Annotated in this window: 15 protein-coding genes; 1 reads left to right on the top strand and 14 read right to left on the bottom strand. The window is 37.8% G+C overall.

Going from position 1 to position 19566, the window contains the following annotated elements:
- Positions 1-26: 26 nt before the first annotated feature.
- The 14 genes from DS745_RS20670 to DS745_RS20605 all read right to left on the bottom strand — a co-directional run bounded on the left by DS745_RS20670 (position 27) and on the right by DS745_RS20605 (position 18336).
- A complete protein-coding gene (locus DS745_RS20670) occupies positions 27-1445 on the bottom strand; it encodes a serine hydrolase domain-containing protein (protein ID WP_129080160.1) in 1419 nt (472 codons plus the stop codon).
- Between the two features lie 22 nt (positions 1446-1467).
- Positions 1468-2316, bottom strand: a complete 849-nt coding sequence (locus tag DS745_RS20665) for a MurR/RpiR family transcriptional regulator (protein ID WP_129080159.1) — start codon at positions 2314-2316, stop codon at positions 1468-1470.
- A gap of 35 nt (positions 2317-2351) precedes the next feature.
- Entirely contained in the window at positions 2352-3335 is a 984-nt protein-coding gene (locus DS745_RS20660) for an ABC transporter ATP-binding protein (RefSeq protein WP_129080158.1), read from the bottom strand.
- Complete coding sequence (locus DS745_RS20655; RefSeq protein ID WP_129080157.1) at positions 3332-4375, bottom strand: ABC transporter ATP-binding protein; 1044 nt, start codon at positions 4373-4375, stop codon at positions 3332-3334. The genes DS745_RS20660 and DS745_RS20655 overlap by 4 nt, the downstream gene beginning before the upstream one ends.
- A gap of 50 nt (positions 4376-4425) precedes the next feature.
- Positions 4426-5319 carry an ABC transporter permease gene (locus DS745_RS20650; protein WP_421721847.1) on the bottom strand — a complete coding sequence of 298 codons (894 nt, stop codon included), beginning with the start codon at positions 5317-5319 and terminating at the stop codon, positions 4426-4428.
- A 30-nt stretch (positions 5320-5349) separates the two neighbouring features.
- Entirely contained in the window at positions 5350-6270 is a 921-nt protein-coding gene (locus tag DS745_RS20645) for an ABC transporter permease (RefSeq protein WP_129080156.1), read from the bottom strand.
- 71 nt (positions 6271-6341) lie between these two features.
- Positions 6342-7982 (bottom strand): ABC transporter substrate-binding protein, encoded by a 1641-nt coding sequence (locus tag DS745_RS20640; protein ID WP_129080155.1) that lies wholly within the window; start codon positions 7980-7982, stop codon positions 6342-6344.
- 24 nt (positions 7983-8006) lie between these two features.
- Complete coding sequence (gene menC, locus DS745_RS20635; RefSeq protein ID WP_129080154.1) at positions 8007-9152, bottom strand: o-succinylbenzoate synthase; 1146 nt, start codon at positions 9150-9152, stop codon at positions 8007-8009.
- Positions 9153-9185: 33 nt separating this feature from the next.
- Complete coding sequence (locus DS745_RS20630; RefSeq protein ID WP_129080153.1) at positions 9186-10673, bottom strand: M81 family metallopeptidase; 1488 nt, start codon at positions 10671-10673, stop codon at positions 9186-9188.
- Positions 10674-11030: 357 nt separating this feature from the next.
- Complete coding sequence (locus DS745_RS20625; RefSeq protein WP_129080152.1) at positions 11031-11426, bottom strand: hypothetical protein; 396 nt, start codon at positions 11424-11426, stop codon at positions 11031-11033.
- Between the two features lie 998 nt (positions 11427-12424).
- Complete coding sequence (abc-f, locus tag DS745_RS20620; protein WP_129080151.1) at positions 12425-14332, bottom strand: ribosomal protection-like ABC-F family protein; 1908 nt, start codon at positions 14330-14332, stop codon at positions 12425-12427.
- A gap of 370 nt (positions 14333-14702) precedes the next feature.
- Positions 14703-15554 (bottom strand): DUF6671 family protein, encoded by an 852-nt coding sequence (locus DS745_RS20615; RefSeq protein WP_129080150.1) that lies wholly within the window; start codon positions 15552-15554, stop codon positions 14703-14705.
- A gap of 227 nt (positions 15555-15781) precedes the next feature.
- Entirely contained in the window at positions 15782-16426 is a 645-nt protein-coding gene (locus DS745_RS20610; RefSeq protein WP_129080149.1) for a 2OG-Fe(II) oxygenase, read from the bottom strand.
- 212 nt (positions 16427-16638) lie between these two features.
- Positions 16639-18336, bottom strand: coding sequence for an ATP-binding protein (locus DS745_RS20605; RefSeq protein WP_129080148.1), 1698 nt, complete (start codon positions 18334-18336; stop codon positions 16639-16641).
- Positions 18337-18480: 144 nt separating this feature from the next.
- On the opposite strand from DS745_RS20605, the gene DS745_RS20600 reads away from it, so the two are divergent.
- The gene (locus DS745_RS20600; protein WP_129080147.1) at positions 18481-19533 is read left to right on the top strand and encodes a M24 family metallopeptidase; all 1053 of its coding nucleotides are present in this window, start codon (positions 18481-18483) and stop codon (positions 19531-19533) included.
- The last annotated feature ends 33 nt before the right edge of the window (positions 19534-19566 follow it).

The raw sequence follows: 19566 nt of genomic DNA, 5'->3' as shown, positions 1-19566 counted from the left end.
AAACATATATGTTGTACATCTTCCTACTATTCTAGTACTTTAGGGAATTGTCTAAAGTGATAAGCAACACGTAAGATTTTGCCTTGTTCATTTCTAACGAAGCGAACCACTTCGGTCTGATCTTTTACAGAAGCTAAAAACCTGTCTTCACCAATATATTGGATTGGAAAAGTTATATCTCTCGTCGCAAATTCTAGTGTGTCGTCCTTGATTTTAACCGTTAAACTCATACCTTCATTAGATACATACGTTCCTTCATACTCCACTAACTTTTCTACTGAAAGGGTTTCCTCGGTAAATTCCATCGCTTTCTCTTCGACTGAACGTCCCTCAATACCGTTTAACGCTCCACTCATAATCGTTGTTGCAGGAACTCCTGCTAAATTCGTCAAGATCATGCCAGCAATGCCTCTTTCTGGGATCATACATAATTGTGAAGCAATCGCTTTTAAATTTCCGCCATGTTCCACCAAAGTAGCACCATGATAATCAGGAGTGATCATAAAGCCATAACCGTAAAATTTTCCTGGCGCTATTTCAAAGTGCGGATAAATCATTTGTTGAACACTTTCTTCTGATAAAATTTGCTTATCTCCAACCTTCCCATTATTTCTAAAGATTTCCGCATAGTTCAACATATCGCGAACGGTTGATTTCAAATACCCCGCCGGTCTCATTGCTGGAGAATCCCACCAAACAGGGGCTTCATAGACTTCCACACCTTCATCTGTTTGTCTAGCTGCATAAAGTGAAGTTATATCATTGTAATCTTCTAATTCTTCTACTAAAGAACAAGAGTTCACCATTCCAGCTGGATCTAAAATATATTGTTTCACATAAGATTCAAATGAAATTCCGCTAACCCTCTCTACAATACAACCTAGTAAAGCATAGGCATCATTGGAGTAACTAAATTCAGTCCCTGGCTCTCCTAATAATTCAAAGTCTAAGCCGGCAATAAACTCCATTAACTGTTCGTACGTATCAATAGGTGCTTGGTTTTCGTCAGCAAATTTTAATCCTGGATAATCTTTGACGGATGGATCCGACTCTAAGCTTCTTTTATTGGCATACACTAATGACGGTAGTGGTGGCAGACCTGCTGTGTGCGTCATAAAGTGATGAATCGTCATTTTCTCAGTATCATTCGTAGGGGTTGAAAATTCCGGTAAGTACTTTACAACTGGATCATGAACATTTAATTTACCATCTTCTTGTAGCTGCATAATGGCTACACAAGTAAATGATTTTGTTACGGAAGCAATCCCGAAAACGGTGTCCATCGTTACAGGAAGTTTATTCTCGACATTTCGATATCCAAATCCTTTTTCATAGACAAGCTTGCCATTATGAGAAAACCCAATGGCAACTCCCGGAATGCTGTGTTTAGAGATTAAACTCTCGGCATATGCTTCAAATGGTTGCATTTCTACTTGAATTTTCAATTAAAATCCCCCTTAGATTTGATTAGTCTTTTTTGTAATAACCATAATAGTAATCCTTTGAGCGATCGTACTCTTCAATTCGCTTTTCAACATTTTCTTGATCCATTACCATCACACCGGAAATGACAGCATTTAAAATTGAAAAAATAGTTGGCATTCCTTTAAACGTTGTCGGCTTAGGCGTAATAATCTTGATCGTCGTATCTGATATGAGACCAACCGGTGATAACTCGTCATCAGTAATTGAGAGTACTTTTGCTCCTTTTTCTTTTGCTGCCTTGGCAAAAGATATGGTTTGTTGCGCATACCTAGGGAACGATAACGCAATAACCAAAGATTCGTCCGTAACCTCCGTTAACTGATGATTTGCATCATCAATATCCCCTTTAAAAGTAACTGTATTTCCTCTAACAATGTTTAAAATATTGGCTAGCCAGTGAGCTGGGGCGTAAGAAGTTCTCAGTCCGACCACAATGATTTTATTAGCGTTAATAATCTGCCTTACAGCTTCTTCATAAGTAGTTTCATTAAATTCTTGTAACGTTTTACCAATGAACTCAATATCCTGATTGACCGTTGAGAGAAAACTGCTATTTGATTTGATTCCTTCTGTTAGCGCTTTAAATGGATCATCATCAGGCATAATCAACGCTTTTCGTATTTCCTCTTGCACTTCTGCATAGCCTGAATATCCAAGAGCATGACAGCATCTAATGACTGTCGTTTCACTTGTACTCGTTAAGTTCCCAATTTCCTTTGCATGGTTTAGGGCAATTTGATTGGGATTTTCAACAATGAAATTTGCGACTAGTTTCATTCGTTGAGTCAAGCCATTGTAATTTTCTTTTACTCGTTTTTTGATCTTTTCCATTTGTCATATTCTCCTATTTAGGTTCTTGAATCGAATTACGTGCTATACGCAGGGTCATATAAATGACAGGATACAATATGGCCTGGTGCTAGCTCAATTTCGTTTGGACGAACTGTTTTACATACGTCCATACAAGCATGGCAGCGGGTATGAAAGGCACATCCACTTGGTGGATTTGAAGGATTTGGAACATCTCCGCTTAGGATAATTCTTTCTTTTTTTATCGTTGGGTTTGGAACAGGAACTGCCGACATTAATGCTTGTGTATAAGGGTGTGCCGGATTATTAAATAATTGTTCATTTGTCGCATACTCAACCATTCTACCTAAGTACATAACTCCAATTTTATCACTAATGTGTTTGACAACACTCAAATCATGCGCAATAAAAACATAAGTTAAACCCAACTCATCTTGTAAGTCAGCAAATAAATTAAGAATTTGCGCTTGAATCGAGACATCTAAGGCTGATACGGATTCGTCTGCCACAATCACAGACGGATTAACAGCTATGGCCCTAGCAATCCCAATTCGCTGTCTTTGTCCACCACTAAATTCATGTGGGTAACGATCGACCAATCTACTATTTAACCCAACCTTTTGGAGCAGATCCTTCACCATATCATTTCGTTCTTTTGTATTACTACCTATTCCGTGTGTCGATAGCGCCTCCTCAAGTATATAACCGATCGTTAAGCGAGGGTTTAACGAAGCATACGGATCTTGAAAAACAATTTGCATACTCTTTCGGAGCTTTCGCATTTCAGTTCTCGATAACGTTGTGATTTCGACACCTTTATACTTAACAGACCCACTAGTAGGCTCAATTAATCGAAGAATACTCCGTCCGGTCGTAGATTTTCCACAACCACTCTCACCAACAATTCCTAATGTTTCTCCTGCCTCTAGGCTAAAGGAAACACCATCAACAGCTTTAATAAATCCTACATTTCGCTTTAAAATACCACTATTAATAGGAAAATACGTTTTTAAATCACGAATTTCTAGTAGCGCTGTCATACAGATACCTCTCCTTCCTCATAAAGCCAGCATCGTACTTTTCTAGTCTGATCTGATAGAAATAACGGTGGGTTTTCCTCTGCGCATTTTCCAATAGCATCTTGGCATCGTAGGCGGAACGGGCAACCTTGCGTTATATCTCCAAGGTTCGGTACATTTCCTTCAATAGGCTTTAGTCTAGATCGTTTTTCTTCTAGACTAGGAATAGAGTTAAGTAGACCTCTTGTATAAGGATGTTTAGGCGAAGCGAACAATGAAATAACATCAGCCTCTTCCACAATTTGTCCGTAATACATCACAATCACACGATCTGCTACTTCGGCAACAACCCCTAGATCATGAGTAATTAATAGAATCGTTGTTTGAAAGAGTGTTTTCAAATCATTCATTAAGTCTAATATTTGTGCTTGAATCGTAACATCTAATGCTGTAGTTGGTTCATCTGCAATCAAAAGTTTTGGATTACAGGCCATGGCCATGGCAATCATTACCCGTTGTCTCATCCCACCTGATAACTGGTGTGGATACTCATCAATGATTTTTTCTGGTCTCGGTATCCCTACTTTTTTTAACATATCTATCGTTTTATTACGAATTTCCTTTTTTGATAGAGACGAATGTAATTCCAGTACTTCACCAATCTGTTTCCCTATTTTATGTACTGGATTTAAAGACGTCATTGGCTCTTGAAAAATCATTGAAATGTCTCGTCCGCGAATTTCTCTTATTTGTTTCCCTGATAAACCATTCAATTCCTTCCCATTTAATCGAATACTTCCTTCTACGTACCCTGCGTGTTTAGGAATCAGTCCCATAATAGAAAGAGAAGTGATACTCTTTCCACACCCAGATTCACCTACAATCGCGACCGTTTCACTTTTCTTAAGCTCAAAACTAACATTATTTACCGCTGTCACTGTGTTCTTATTATCTGTTTTAAAACGAATCGACAAATTTTCTACTTTTAACAGCTCGTTTTGGTCGGAATCGCTCTGTTTCGCACTCTTATATTCTTGTATTTGATGTATTTTCGTCGTCATAATAAATCACCCTCCTTATTTGTAGAGTCAACCATTACTGATCAGTACCGTTACTTCAAACGAGGGTCAAGCGCATCCCGCAAACCATCTCCTAGTAAATTGAAGCCAAGTACAACTAACATAATTGCTAATCCTGGGAAGAGTGACATCCACCAAGCATTTAGTAAAAATGACTTTCCGACATAGGCCATCGCTCCCCATTCAGGTGTTGGCGGTTGCGCTCCTAAACCTAAAAAGCTAAGAGATGCCGCTGCTAAAATACTAGTTCCGAACTGTAAGGTTGATAGAACAATAACTGGAGATAAAAAGTTAGGTGTAATATGTTTTACAATGATCTTGAAGTCTTTTACCCCAAGTGCTTTTACGGCTTCAATGTATTCCTTTTCTCTAATTGAAAGAACAGTTCCCCTAACCACTCTTACATAAGATGGAATTACCGCTATAGCTACGGCAATCATGGCATTCGTTAAACCTACTCCAAGCACTGCAATAATGGCTATTGCTAGTAATAGGGAAGGAAAAGCAAGAAGGATATCCATGAGCTGCATGATATACATATCTATTTTGCGATAATAGCCAGAAATAACACCTAAAATAACACCGACAGTTCCTGCAATTGACACAGCAACAAGTCCCATCATTAATGAAACACGACCACCGTACATAATTCTCGATAAAATATCTCTCCCGAACTCATCCGTTCCCAACCAATGGGCACTTGATGGACCTTGTAAACGACTTTCCATCTGCATAATATCAATTGGATATGGTGCAAGAATAGGTGCAAAAACAGAAATAACAATAAAAAACAGTAAAATTCCTCCGCCTATTAAAGCCCCATAATTTCGCCGTAACCTCTTCAAGACAATCGACCAATATGACTTAGGTGCCGCTTCTTTTATCTGCTTACTCAGATCCACTTTCGGTTCCATTTTAGGTTTCATTACTATTTGACCCATGACGCTTCCCCCTTTCTAATCATATTTGATTCGCGGATCAATCATACTGTAGATGACATCAATTAGTAGATTAACTAGAATAAACATAAATGCCATAAATAGAACTAGTCCTTGTACGGTTGGCATATCGCGAGTTGCGATCGCTTGAATGGCTAAACTTCCAATCCCTGGCAATGCAAACACCGTCTCTGTTACAACTGCTCCTGCTAATAAGTGACCAAACTGTAACCCAATTAGAGTAATAACTGGAATTAATGCATTTTGTAATCCATGGCCTTTAATAAGGCGAATAACATTTACACCTTTTGCTTCCGCTGTTCTCATGTAATCTTGTTTAATTACTTCTAACATACTAGATCGAGTCATACGTGCGATGTTACCTGTTGTTCCAAGACCTAACGTAATTGACGGTAAAATTAATGAATAGAAGCCGTCATATCCTGAGATTGGAAATATCGGTAGGTGATATGAGAAAATCAAAATTAAAAACAATGCAATCCAGAACCCTGGTGCCGAAATTCCGATTAAAGAAACTAACATCGCTAACTGGTCAAAAATCGTATTTTGTTTTACAGCAGCAACGATACCTAGAACAATTCCACAAATCGAACCAATAATTAAACTATATAACGCAAGTTGAAAGGTAACTGGAAAACGCTGAACTATTTGCTCTAATACACTTAACCCAGTAATATACGACGTCCCTAAATCCCCTTTTAATAACCCACCAATGAATGCTAAATATTGTAAAGGGAGAGGTTTATCAAGACCTAGGTTAGCCTTAAGTCTATTGACAGCTTCTTCAGTGGCGAATTCTCCTAAAATATAATTTACTGGATCACCTGGGATCAAATGCACCATTAAAAATACAAGAATTGAAACGCCCAGCAACGTAATTAGCATTGAAAAACCACGTTTTAGTATATATCTAGACATGGTCTGACCCTCCTTTAATTAGAAGGGGAGACCTAGATTTTTTCTAGGTCAATCCCCTACTTTATTCCGTACTATTTTTTTGTAATATCAGACCAGATAATTGACCCTGTAATTGGGTGAACCTGGAAACCTTCAATATCACGATATGCAACAACATTTTGGCGAACAAACAGTGGCACCCAAGGCGATTCCTCGACAATAATCATCTGTGCATCCTCATACATTTTCATTCGAACATTTGGATCGACTTCCACACGAGCTTTTTCTAAGATCTCAATCAGGGCATCATTCTGATAATGAACACGGGTAGAAATTCCTCGACCAAATAGCGAGTGTAGGATATCAGCGTCGTACCAGCCGTATGTCCATAGCAACATCTCATGTGCTCCTTCAGGTGATTGAGCACGAATGGTTGCGTCTTCCTGAACTGAAATTCTCATCTCAATTCCCGCTTCTGCTAGCTGATTTTGTAATAACTGAGCAATACGTTGCATCGTAGGTTCAGACGTAACCCAAAGCTCTATTGAAAGTGGTTTTCCATCTTTCATAACAATTCCGTTATTGTTCGTTTGTTCATATCCTGCCTCTGCAAGAAGTTGTCTTGCTTTTTCAATATTACGCCCATACATTTGAGCTGCTTGGTCTTCAACTTTTTGACTGTATCCTGGGATAGTCGGAGGTAGTGGACCAAATAATGCTTGCGCTGCTCCTTCTAGTGCATAGTCAACAATCGGTGCTCGGTCTACCGCTAGAGCGATTGCCTGACGAACTCTTAAATCTTGAAATACTGGTTTCTTATTGTTCATGCCTAGATACGTATGACCATTTGCAAGCGTTCTAGCAAGCTCTACTTGCGGATCATTTTCTAACTCGCTAATATAGTTCGGCGGTACGGATAACATGATTTGAGAGTTTCCTCGTTTAAATTCAAGGATACGAGTATCGTCATCTGAGATAAACCGGAAGACAACACTATCAAAATTAGCAGCACCTTTATTTTGCGAATACCCTTGGCCTAATTGAAAATCAGAAAACGTATCATATTTAACAAATGAACCTCTACTAATTTCTGCTAGTTTTAGAATTCCTGCAGCACTTGCTTTTGTTCCAAAGTCATCACCAAGCTCATCAATAACAGATGGATCTAACGGAGCTAAGTAAGCAGTTGTTGCATTACTTAAAAATGGTGCAAATGCTTCTCTAAAATGAAGTTCAAATTTCAAGTCACTAACTACAACGACTTCTTCTAAAGGCCCCACCATATAGCTAGTTGGAGCTGAGTCCATAAATCGTTGGAACGATTTTTTTATTCCTTCAGCCGTTACAGGTGTTCCTGTGTGGTAGGTCGTACCTTCTCTTAATGTGAACGTAATGACTAAACCATCAGGGGAAACCTCAAAGCTTTCAGCAAGGGCTGGAACAACCTTTCCATCAAAGTCAAACCTTACAAGTGGCTCGTATAAGTGGTTATTTGCGTCATCAACCCAAGTTGTACGTTGCACATCAACCGTATCAGGCTCCCTAACCGAGGTGACTGTTATCGTACCTCCACCTTGTTTTGGGGTTTCAACAGTTGTGTTCGTTTCTTTTTTTCCTTGATCAGTTGGTTGGGTTTGTGCATCCTTTGAATTCCCGCTACATGCACTTAAGACGACAAGAACGAATAGTGACAATAGAAACATTTTGATAAACCCTGTCTTTTTCATGACCATTGACATCTCCTTTTATAATAAATTTTAAGTAGTACCTGATTTAATGTTTTTGTAATTTTCTGAAAAATATTCACACTCTTTGACCACATATTTAGAAATGATCTTCTCTTCAACTTTAAAACCTATCCCAGTTTCTGTTGGAACAGTCACTATTCCTGGCTTTGACAACGTAACTTCTGGGTATATAATATCTTCCTGCCAATAGCGATCAGACGCTGACGTATCACCTGGAATTGTAAAATTACTTAATGAAGCAATGGCAATATTGTGCGCTCTACCAATGCCAGCTTCTAACATTCCTCCACACCAAACTGGTATATTATTTTGGGCACAATAGTCATGAATTCTGATTGACTCTGATAAACCACCGACCCTACCAATTTTTATGTTAATAATTTTACAGCTACCTAATTCAATCGCCTTTCTAGCATCATCTAATGAATGAATACTTTCGTCTAGACACACAGGGGTAGAGATCTCCTGTTGTAATTTCGCATGGTCAATAATATCGTCGTGGGCCAAAGGTTGTTCTATCATCATTAGTTTAAATTCATCTAACTTTTTTAGCGTTTCAATATCTGCTAATGTATAAGCTGAGTTTGCGTCAGCCATTAGGGGAATTTCGTATCCAAAAGTTTCACGAATCGCTCTTAGTGGCTCGATGTCCCAGCCTGGTTTGATTTTCACTTTGATTTTCTTATAACCTTCTTTAAGGAATTGATCAACTTTCAGTAACAACGCTTCAACAGTGTCCTCAATTCCAATACTTACCCCTACTTCTATTTCGGTGAGCTTCCCACCTAACGCTTCTGATAAAGAAATGCTTTTTTGTTTACTATATAAGTCCCAAATTGCGCACTCCAAAGCGGCTTTAGCCATGTTGTTCCGTTTCATAAAAGAAAACAAATCCGACACTTCACTTGGATGTTCAATTTCTGTTTCGAATACTCGTGGAATTAAGAATTCCTCAAGCATGCTCCAGACCGTCCCATTTGTTTCTTCGTTATAAATTGGAAAAGGCATCGCAACACTTTCTCCATAACCCACATATCCTTCACTGTAAACAGTAACTATAATCATTTCCTTGTAGGTGAGTCTTCCAAAGCTAGTTTCAAATGGAGCTTTTAATGGCATTTTTACTTGTTTTAAATCAACGCGATTTATTTTCACATGACATCTCCTTTTCTAGTTTCTCTCTATCTCTCAATTTTTCAACGGTGCCTCTGTAAAAACCGTTTCCTTTGAAAAAGGGTACATCGGTTTTTCCAACCTAGTGTGAGTAAAGGAGTCTAACTGAAAACTACTTAATCCTGGTGAGTCAACGGTTATAATTTCCTTGGCAATCGGTTCAAACCCTGCTCGGAAATGTTGACTCGATTTTAATGCGACAATCTTATAAGATCTAACATCAATTCCGTGTAGTAGAAATATTTGTTCGTCCAACACCTGTGACTTTTTTGAGCAAACGATAATATCTATTCCATTTACTACAAGCCTTACTGACTTGCCATAACTAACCTTCGAACCACGGCCCATCGGTGATGATTGAATAAACGTTCCATCAGCTAATGTTTTTATGTAAGCTTGAACAGCTAACGGCTGACCGTGCATTGCGTCTGTTTTTCCTCCTAATAAGACATCAATTGTTTTCCCTACACCTTCATGATGAGCTAAATTAACCACTTCTGGGTCACAAATAAAGCCAAAGCAAGTGTCTCTAACTCCTTCCTCTAATAAGGCAGATAATAGATGTGTTCCATCACCTGGTGTACCTCCTCCTGGATTATCTGAAGTTTCATTGATAACTACTGGCCCGCCCTCTATCTCTAGAGCTACCTTAATCCCTTCTCTTGGTGAAGCAATTTTCGGAAAAAAGTCTTCCCGTAACTCCCAAATTTTCTGGCTAACCACAGCTGCAATTTCTTTCGCTAATTGTGGTTGGTTATTCGTGATTGTTAAGACAGAGACACCTAATTCTGGAATGTCGGTATATGGAAATCCGTGAAAAAATGTACAATCAAAAACTCCCTCCTTCTTCTCTTGTTCCCAACATACCTCATTAACCGTCTTTGCTGGTCTCTGGTTTGTCGTCGATGTCGGTATGAGTAAAGGTAGTGTTTTTAAATACATAGTAGGGATAAGCTTTCCTTCTAACATCTCTTTTGCTAACCCGACAGCTTCCCTCCCTCTCTCATAGCAATCTACATGCGGGTAATAGTTAACACCAAGTAAAACATCTGCATACTTAACCATTTTTTCAGTGAGATTACCATGTAGGTCCAAGGTGACAACTATCGGAACCTTTTCTCCAACTGCAGCTCTTACGGCTTCTAAAATATCGCCTTCAAGGTCAAAGGTGTCTTCAGCCACACCTGCACCGTGAAGAGATAAACAGATCGCATCAAACTCCTTATTCAGGACTCGATCGAGTAATTCATTTTTTAACCTTTGGTTTGTTTCACTTGTAATAATTCCAGAGGGCATAGCAAAAGTTGAGAAACCAGGTACCATTTCTATCTCTAACTCTTCTGCCTTATCAATCATCCCCCCAAGAAAGTCACGCACGTTTCGATGATTACTTACTACTTCTTCATCTTCATACCATTGCCAAGATTTAAAATCTTCCACTGTCGTTTTAACCGTGGAAAAGGTATTTGTTTCGTGTGCAATTTGCCCTATTAAAATTTTCACGAAGATGACACCTACCTTTTTGTATTGTAAATAGTTAAGAAGTCAAAACTTCTTGTTTTTATTATTTTGAAGTTTAAACACTTAATTTATATTTTCAGAATATATTAACTTTTCTAATTTTTCAATAGTGATTGGCAATGAATCTTACGACATATTTTTACAAACCTATGTAAGTTACATTTTACTTACTTACGCTCTTAATAGATTAAATCTAGGTTTATGGCAACTTATAACAAAAAAATAAACAGCCGATACAATGATCGACTGTTTATTTACATATTCATTTGTCCATCATTGGGTTGTCTTAAAATAGGGGGTAAAAAAGAAGTTTTTTTCTATTGAAGTTAGTAAATTGGGTTACATCTGTAATTGTTTCTTCACTCGCTCAATTTCTCTTTCATTTTCAACCGTCTTTGCCCACGTAATTTCCTGATCAATTCTCAATAATTCAAGTTTGCCCATAACCTCGTTGTGTTGTCTTTCCTGGGTTTCTCTCATGTCTGTTATCTCTACTTTTACGTTGAACATATCTGACTTTAGCTCTGCTACATCGGCTTTTACATTTGCCATATCTAACTTTAAGTCTGCTACATCAGCTTTAAGAACCTCCACATCAGTTTTAAGAATTGCTACATCTGTTTTCAACTCTGCTACATCTGCTTTAATAACTTCTACATCTTGCTTTAAGTGCCCAACCATCGATACTAACTGAGTTAGCATTCCTTCAAACCGATCAAACTGTTTTTCCGTCATTTTTCTCACCTCCTGATCAGAATTATACTACCTCCATAACGCCTTTGCTAGTAGAAGAACATGAAATAAAGCTAGATTGTTTCTAGTAATCTTATGTATGCTTAGTTTTAGTTGATTAGTGTTTTGTTTTTACAGTTACTAACAGATTCAGGTATCAATACGTCTGATTAGTGACTCATTTTTACAGTTACTTACAGATTCAAGTTCCAATGCGGCCGATTAGGCACCGGTTTTACAGTTTCTTACAAATCCAGGTTCCAATACGTTCGATTAGTGACCGGTTTTTACAGTTTCTTACAGATTCAGGTTCCAATGCGGCCGATTAGGCACCGGTTTTTACAGTTACTTACAGACCCAGGTCCTAACGAGGCCGATTAGTGCCTCATTTTTACAGTTACTTACAGGTCCAGGTTCCAATGCGGCCGATTAGGCACCGGTTTTTACAGTTACTTACAGATCCATCGTTGATTCACCCCCAACCGAACACGCTTTTTACAGTTTCTTACAGATCTATCGTCGATTCACCAACAACCGAACATACTTTTTACAGTTTCTTACAGATCCATCGTCGATTCACCCCAAACCGACCACGTTTTTAACAGTTTCTTACAGATCCATCGTCGATTCACCCCAAACCGACCACGTTTTTAACAGTTTCTTACAGATCCATCGTCGATTCATCAACAACCGAACACGCTTTTTACAGTTTCTTACAGACACATCGTCGATTCACCCCAATCTGAACACGCTTTTAACAGTTTCTTACAGATCCATCGTCGATTCACCCCAAACCGAACACGTTTTTAACAATTTCTTACAGATCTATCGTCGATTCACCACCAACCTAACACGCTTTTTACAGTTTCTTACATCCTTGCCGATAATTCCACCATCCCCCGAAAAAATGATACAAACTTCCCTCCTAATAGGAGCAAACTCCTATTTACACCAACCAAATAAAGACCGAGTGCTCCCCACCCGGTCATTCATTCATCCAGCTAATTATTCATCTCTAGCCAAATCTCCATTACCTCATTTAATTCCTTGGCTAATTCTTCTTTCCTAAAATAAAGCTGATTTAACGCTTCATACTCTATTCCTGATACCGCCATCGCTAAATCAAGCTCCTTGATCTCATTTTCAAGAATTTCCATCCGCAGTTCCAGTTTCGCCCCGTCTGGCTGTCTCTTTTTATCAACAACACGGATGACTTTTTCACTCTTTTGCTGTAGTATGGGTGCCTCAACGACACTAGAAGCCTTCGCAGCCTTATAATCATCATAGTTCCCAGCATGATTTACAAACTTCATATTCTCCAAGGAAATCAACCTGTCAGAAATCTTATTGATCAAATAACGGTCATGGGAGATAAAGAAGATCGTGCCTTGGAATTCTTCAAGGGCTGCTTCGAAAGTTTCAATCGAATTTATATCTAAATGATTGGTCGGCTCATCGAGAATTAACAAGTTTACATCCTCATATAAAAGCTGACTCAGCTTCAACCGAATACGTTCTCCACCAGATAAATGTTTTACTTTCTTAAACACGCTGCTGCCGTAAAACATGAACTTCGACAAGTACTCTCGAGCTTTTCCTTCCATAATGAAAAAGTCTTCTCTGAAGCATTCGACTACCGTGAGCTCCTCGTTTTTAAACGTAATATTTTGAGGTAGGTATCCCACTTCCACATTAGCACCCAATTTCACCACACCGCTGTCAGGCTGTTCCTCACCCAATAACATTTTCAAAAATGTTGTTTTCCCGCTTCCATTCGCACCAATAAGAGCCGCTCGTTCACCATAATAAACCAGTAAGTCCGCATCTTTCAAAATCACTTTTTCATCATAGTTTTTTGAAAGCTCATTTGCTTTAATCGTCTCATTCCCTGAGCGCTCCGTTTCTTTAAAACTTAGTCTCATATTCCTTCGTTCAAACATTGGTTTCTCTATTCGTTCCATCTTTTCAAGCTTTTTTTGGATGCTTGCGGCCCGTTTGAAAAACTTACTATTATCGGATCGTTGCGCCCAATCTCTTAACTCTCGTACCGATTTCTCCATTGCCTTAATCTGCTTCTGTTGTTCCCGAAAATCTTCAAACTGAAGGAGCATGCGTTCTTCCTTTTCCTTCACAAATGCAGAATAATTCCCCTTATACGTTTCACATTCCATATCCTCAATCTCGATAATTTTTGAAACGACATTGTCTAAAAAATAGCGATCGTGCGACACGATGATGACGATTCCTTTATAGCTCTTCAAATAATCTTCCAGCCATTCAATTGAGTCCATATCTAAATGATTGGTTGGCTCATCCAACAATAAGATATCTGGGTTTTCGATTAAGATTTTCCCAAGACCAACCGTCGTTTTTTCTCCACCACTTAACAGCTGAAAGTCTTTAGTTAAGAAGCTCTCTGAAAAGTTTAGTCTCTTACAGACTCTACTTAGCTTTTCCTCAATCTCATAGCCACCTTTTACTTCAAACACTTGAGTAAGCTCACTATATTGCTTTAATACTTTCTCTAATGCTACACCTTCAAGAGTTTTCATCTTACTCTCTAATCCTCGTAGTTCTGTTTCAATACTACGAACTTCAGTAAAAGCGATATTCAAAATATCAATGACTCGATAACCGGCGTAATCTTGTGGAATTTGCTCAAGGTACGCTCTTGTCGCTCCTCTTGGTATTGAAATAATACCCTCATCATACCCTAGAGTCGATGTATTACCTGGATGACAATGTAACTTCAAAATTCCTGCGATTAATTTTAGGATGGTACTCTTTCCACTTCCGTTCGCCCCAACAATTCCAACCTTTTCACCCTCATACACCTGAAACGAAATATTTTTTAAAATCAGATTTGCATCCATATATTTTTTAACACCGTTCAACGATAGTTCAAACATGTAAATTCCCTCTTTCATTGTATTATTGCCCATTATGGAGGGTTGCAAATAAAAAAACTGTAAGAAGATAGTCTTCTTACAGCCCAAAATACCCACTATTTTTTATAGGCAGAATGATGTCTACCTACTTGCAGAATTATCTCTACAATCAATAACAGTTCGTATAGGAAAATAAGTAACCCTTCTAATTGCCAAATTCCATAAAGAGCATGTCAAATAACCTACGATAGTAGGCAAATTCTTCGCTCAATAGAACATATTAATTTCAAAAAATTAATATTAGCAATTAGTTGGTTCCATAAACTTACCTTCCTCCTTCAACAATTTAGCTTATTATACCACTATTTCTAATTATTGTCACCAATGTCTATCAAGGGTTACAATAATTGCATCTAGACGGATCGGCAAAACGGACACCAGTAGGATATTCTCTTTCCTCTTGGTGAAGACATTTTTTACAGCCCCACAAGTCTGATTTAATTAGATCCGTTGGACGATGGCAATACTCACATGGTAGGCCTTTTTTTCTATCCACAACCTCAAACCCAGGTGTTTGGCAGCTAGGGCAGCAGTTGATTAACTTATTTACTAAATTCATAGTTGCCAATTCAATATTTTTCATTCGAGTGGGATTGTACATCGCTCTCATATCTGTCTCAACGAAAAACCCTTCTTCGCTACTTCCGAGTCCCATCTCCTCAATTACTTCCTTCAATTTTTCCTCAAGGACGATTCCCTTTGCAATAACTTTTCCGTCCATAGTTTTAAGAATTACACCATGTTCTGGAAAATATTTCGATACTGCAAACTCATAGGCTTCTTTAAAACTCTTTACTTCCTTGCTTCCAAAGTTTGTGTCAGTATTTGCAACAAAACCGACAACTTCAAGATCGTTCTTTTTATCAATAAAAAGAACTAATTCTTGGTTAAATGGTAAAAACGGTACAACTGGGTGTGGTCCAAACGAGCCCTCACTAGCAATACCGAGATCACATCCCGTTAACTCTAAAGCTTTATGCAATTTGTTTCTCGCAGCCTCTAATTGATCGCCTACCCTTTCTACATCACCCGCAAAGGTACCGAACATATCTGTATCGAAATCTTTAGGGAGTACTATTTCAACCGATAATTCTCTCTTTAAAATAGGAGCCATAACCTCTTCTTTCTGATGCATAGTCGCCACTACACATTTCCTTTCACCAAACCATTCGTTTTCACCCATTATTCTCGCACCTCACAAAAAATTCCCCAACAAATAAAAGTTTATTAATACAGTCATAAATCATATCACTAAACAATACATCTACTATTACTAGTTTAGCATTCGCAAATATTAGGAAAAAGCTATCATTAGTAAATAAAAAAAGCGCAAAAAACGCTATCAGTTTTTTACGCTAATTTTTGCCTTTAGTTTGAATTTGTTATTCCAGTGACACTTCTCTTCATCTATTAATTAACTTTCTTCCTTCTCATCCACTGTGTCGCAGCCCATTTGTCGCCAATGATAACCGGTGCTCCACCGTGTAGAGTTAGCTCATTTAACGTTTGATCGTTATAAAAATATTCAAAGTAAACGGCCATCCCCTTTTGTGGAGATACGGAAAAGTTTAGTTTTGGAAAATATGTTTCCCCACCGTACTCTACATCACTTAAATACATGACAAGTGTACTTATTCTAGGATTGATTGCTGAAGCGAAATAATCGTAATGTGCTTTATATTCTTGGCCAATTTGATAATTTAGGATTTGCAACCCTTCCCCATGTTCAACGGGAATATTCATGATTTGTGAGATCCTTTTTTCAACTCTAGCAACAACATCATTTTCAGCCTCATAAAAAAACATACTGCTACTTGTTCTTAGTGCATCTTCAGCACGAATGTTTCCGATTTTTGAGCGCTGGAGCCGATCTTGTGAAAGCCTAATCAACTCATCACATTCTTCATCACTTAATACATTGCCTAATATAACGATGAGCGGTTCTTCAAGTCTAGCAATAATGTTAATTTCACGATCTTCAGTTCTAATTTTATTACCTACATGATTAAAAATCGTAGGTTCCTTAACAAATAATTCCTTTGCATCCATTGACATGTTCATCAACCTCTTTACTTATATTTTCAAATAATTGGATTGATAAGATACTTCACCTTTTGCTCTGTATTCCCCCTTGTATTTCATAACGGATGACTTATTCAGAATATTTTTTTAATTATCATATTACACCCTAGAACATTGTTTATCTACCATTTTTTCCCCAATATATAAAAAAAAATGGTATATAATTTCATACCATCTTAAAAATACTACATTAAACGAGGTAGTCGAATCGTAAAAGTGGTTCCAACATCCACCTTACTGTCTACTTCAATACTCCCGCCATGATTTTCAATAATTTGATAACAGACCATCATTCCAATGCCTGTCCCTTTTTCTTTTGTCGTATAAAAAGGTTCACCTACTTTGTCAAGTAACTCCTCAGGAATTCCACACCCCTGATCAATAACCTGAACTTCAATGGTCTCCTGAATAACTCCGACAGTTATTACAATATTACCACCATCATCCATCGCATCAATGGAATTTTTAATCAGATTTATAAAAACTTGTTTAATTTTCGTATTTTCACAGCTAAGGTAGATTTCCTCTTGATCTACTTTTAGTATTATTTCAATACTTTTCATGTTCGATTCAGACGTAAGTAATAACTTAACTTCTTCAATCAATTGAACCAAGTTATAATCTTTTCTGTTTTCAGAGTGTGGCTTTGCCAATGTTAAAAGCTCACCTGATATTAGCTCAATTCGGTTAAGTTCATCGTCAATAATGTTATAGTAAAAGTCCTTTTCTTCACCACTATTTTTTAGTACATGAAAAAATCCTTTGATTGCCGTTAATGGGTTGCGTAGTTCATGAGCAACACTCGCAGCAAGTTCACCAGCAATGTTCATTTTTTCCGAACGAATAACAAGAGTTTCATTTTCTTTCTCCTCTGTTATATCTACAAAGGAATGCATAACCGCACACTTTGACTCGAAAAGAATGTGAATTGATTTAACCAGAAAATATTTCTTTTTACCGTTAGTTAAGATAAACTGATGCTCCTTAACCTTACTAGAATGCGACTCCATGAGATGCTCATCATACTCTTTAAAAAATGATGTTAAATGGTCTGTATTGTCTAATTGTACTTTCGCCATTTCATTTACATAAAGTAGTTTACATTTCGACCGAATGATTATAGGAATTGGCAATTCATTAATAATCGTTCGAAGTTTCAGTTCACTTTGTTGAATTATTTCGTTTTTCGCCTTTACTATAGCGTTTTCATTCGCTAGTTGAAAATTCACAGCTAGTAAGGCTTGATTTTGTTCTTTAATTCTTTGAAGCCTAGTAAATTCTTCTAAAGTTGGAAATTTATGATTTTCTCTATTGTATAACGGAGATTTGCCAACATCATCATCCGTCATAAGATGCGTGTGAGTTTTGAGTAACTCGTTTTGTATATAAGCTGGTGTAGTAAGTGCCGGATAAGCACAGACTGAAAGCACTCTATTTTCAACAATAAACCCATCACAATTACATTCATATAATCTAAGCATCTCCAAAATATTGTCCTGGTTCGTGATAGGAACCTCACCCCAAGTACGGACGGCTTTACCTTTTTCAAGAAAAGGCGCTATTGTTTCTACTAATCTCTTTGAAGAAACAGTTGCATTTAATTTAAAGTCATTTAGATAAAACTCTTCTGGACAATATCGAATAATTTCCTGTAATTGTGTCGAATTAAATCCTCTGGCTGTTACCTTTTCATTAATCATTGTATGTATATTATCAGGAACAATCAGCAATATAACAGCTTTTTCGCTTATACCTTTTAGAATAAAGCTTACTGCATTCTCTACATATAGATCTAACTCATTAAACATATAAAGAATGTGACCGCCATTGCTATTTATGAGTGAACATTTGTCTAGGTTGCTAATAGGAGCAGCAATATTCATGCGTTTCTACCTCACTCTCACTTGTTTGACGTTATAATAGATAAATCTATACTTTCCTCATTCTAGCATTTTCCAAACATTTTAACTAGAAATAGGTACCTGTATGTTAAAATATAGAAAATCGTACGAGGAGATGATTTATTAATGAAATTAACAAAAGTTCGTGAAAAGTTAACTAACCTTGGCCTAGAGGCATTGTTAATTACTAGTCCATATAACCGAAGGTATTTGTCAGAATTCACCGGAACTGCTGGAGTACTACTCGTTTCTATGTCAGACGCCTACGTCATCGTCGATGGACGTTATACCGATCAAGCCCGTACTCAAGCGAAAGAGTTTGCAGTCGTTGAGCACAATAAAAACCTGCTTGAGGTGCTTGCTAGTCTTCTAGAAACATTGAATATTCGTAAGCTTGGTTATGAAGCCGATCATACGAGTGTCACACAGCTAAACACCTACCAAAAAACATTACATACTGAATTAGTTGGAACATCCAATATCGTAGAATCCCTACGTATCATTAAATCTGAGGAAGAATTAGTTTTGATGCGAAAAGCTGCGGGCATTGCGGAAGAGGCCTTTGAATATGTCTTAGGAATGATCAAACCCGGAATTACTGAGCGAGACATTTCTGCAGAATTAATCTATCAAATGCAGAAGCTTGGTGCGAGCGGTTCTTCCAACGACCCTATTGTTGCCTCGGGCGTGAGATCTGCACTTCCACACGGTCGTGCCACCGATAAAGTAATTGAACATGGCGACATCATTACCATGGATTATGGTGCTGTTTACAATGGCTACCTTTCGGACATGACCCGAACCATCGCAGTAGGAGAACCATCAGCAGAGCTTAAGAAAATCTACAAGATCGTCTTAGAAACTCTCGAATATACGAAAGAACAAGCTCGCCCTGGCCTTTCTGTCAAAGACTATGATCAGCTTGCTCGTGATTATATTGAAAAATACGGCTACGGCAAGTATTTTATTCATGGTATTGGGCATGGACTAGGCTTAGAGCTTCATGAAGCACCGACTGTTGCTGGAAATGAATGTTTCGAGGAAAATATGGTCTTTACCGTCGAACCAGGTATTTACATATCTGGTTTAGGGGGAGTTCGTATTGAAGACGATATCATTATAAAAAAAGACGGCATTGAGAACCTTACTCCCTCTAGTAAACAATTGATGATTTTATAAATAAGAAAAGCGCTACAGATATATGTAGCGCTT

It is taken from the genome of Anaerobacillus alkaliphilus (assembly GCF_004116265.1).
Lineage (GTDB): Bacteria > Bacillota > Bacilli > Bacillales > Anaerobacillaceae > Anaerobacillus > Anaerobacillus alkaliphilus.
Note: the sequence above shows the minus strand (reverse complement) of the source record. Positions and strands in the feature narration are given on the sequence as shown.

Excerpts from the sequence above, each read along its gene's own strand:
- DS745_RS20665 (WP_129080159.1), bottom strand. The coding sequence starts at position 2,316 with ATGGAAAAGATCAAAAAACGAGTAAAAGAAAATTACAATGGCTTGACT.
- DS745_RS20660 (WP_129080158.1), bottom strand. The coding sequence starts at position 3,335 with ATGACAGCGCTACTAGAAATTCGTGATTTAAAAACGTATTTTCCTATT.
- DS745_RS20655 (WP_129080157.1), bottom strand. The coding sequence starts at position 4,375 with ATGACGACGAAAATACATCAAATACAAGAATATAAGAGTGCGAAACAG.
- DS745_RS20650 (WP_421721847.1), bottom strand. The coding sequence starts at position 5,319 with ATGAAACCTAAAATGGAACCGAAAGTGGATCTGAGTAAGCAGATAAAA.
- DS745_RS20645 (WP_129080156.1), bottom strand. The coding sequence starts at position 6,270 with ATGTCTAGATATATACTAAAACGTGGTTTTTCAATGCTAATTACGTTG.
- DS745_RS20640 (WP_129080155.1), bottom strand. The coding sequence starts at position 7,982 with ATGGTCATGAAAAAGACAGGGTTTATCAAAATGTTTCTATTGTCACTA.
- DS745_RS20625 (WP_129080152.1), bottom strand. The coding sequence starts at position 11,426 with ATGACGGAAAAACAGTTTGATCGGTTTGAAGGAATGCTAACTCAGTTA.
- abc-f (WP_129080151.1), bottom strand. The coding sequence starts at position 14,332 with ATGTTTGAACTATCGTTGAACGGTGTTAAAAAATATATGGATGCAAAT.
- DS745_RS20615 (WP_129080150.1), bottom strand. The coding sequence starts at position 15,554 with ATGGGTGAAAACGAATGGTTTGGTGAAAGGAAATGTGTAGTGGCGACT.
- DS745_RS20610 (WP_129080149.1), bottom strand. The coding sequence starts at position 16,426 with ATGTCAATGGATGCAAAGGAATTATTTGTTAAGGAACCTACGATTTTT.
- DS745_RS20605 (WP_129080148.1), bottom strand. The coding sequence starts at position 18,336 with ATGAATATTGCTGCTCCTATTAGCAACCTAGACAAATGTTCACTCATA.
- DS745_RS20600 (WP_129080147.1), top strand. The coding sequence starts at position 18,481 with ATGAAATTAACAAAAGTTCGTGAAAAGTTAACTAACCTTGGCCTAGAG.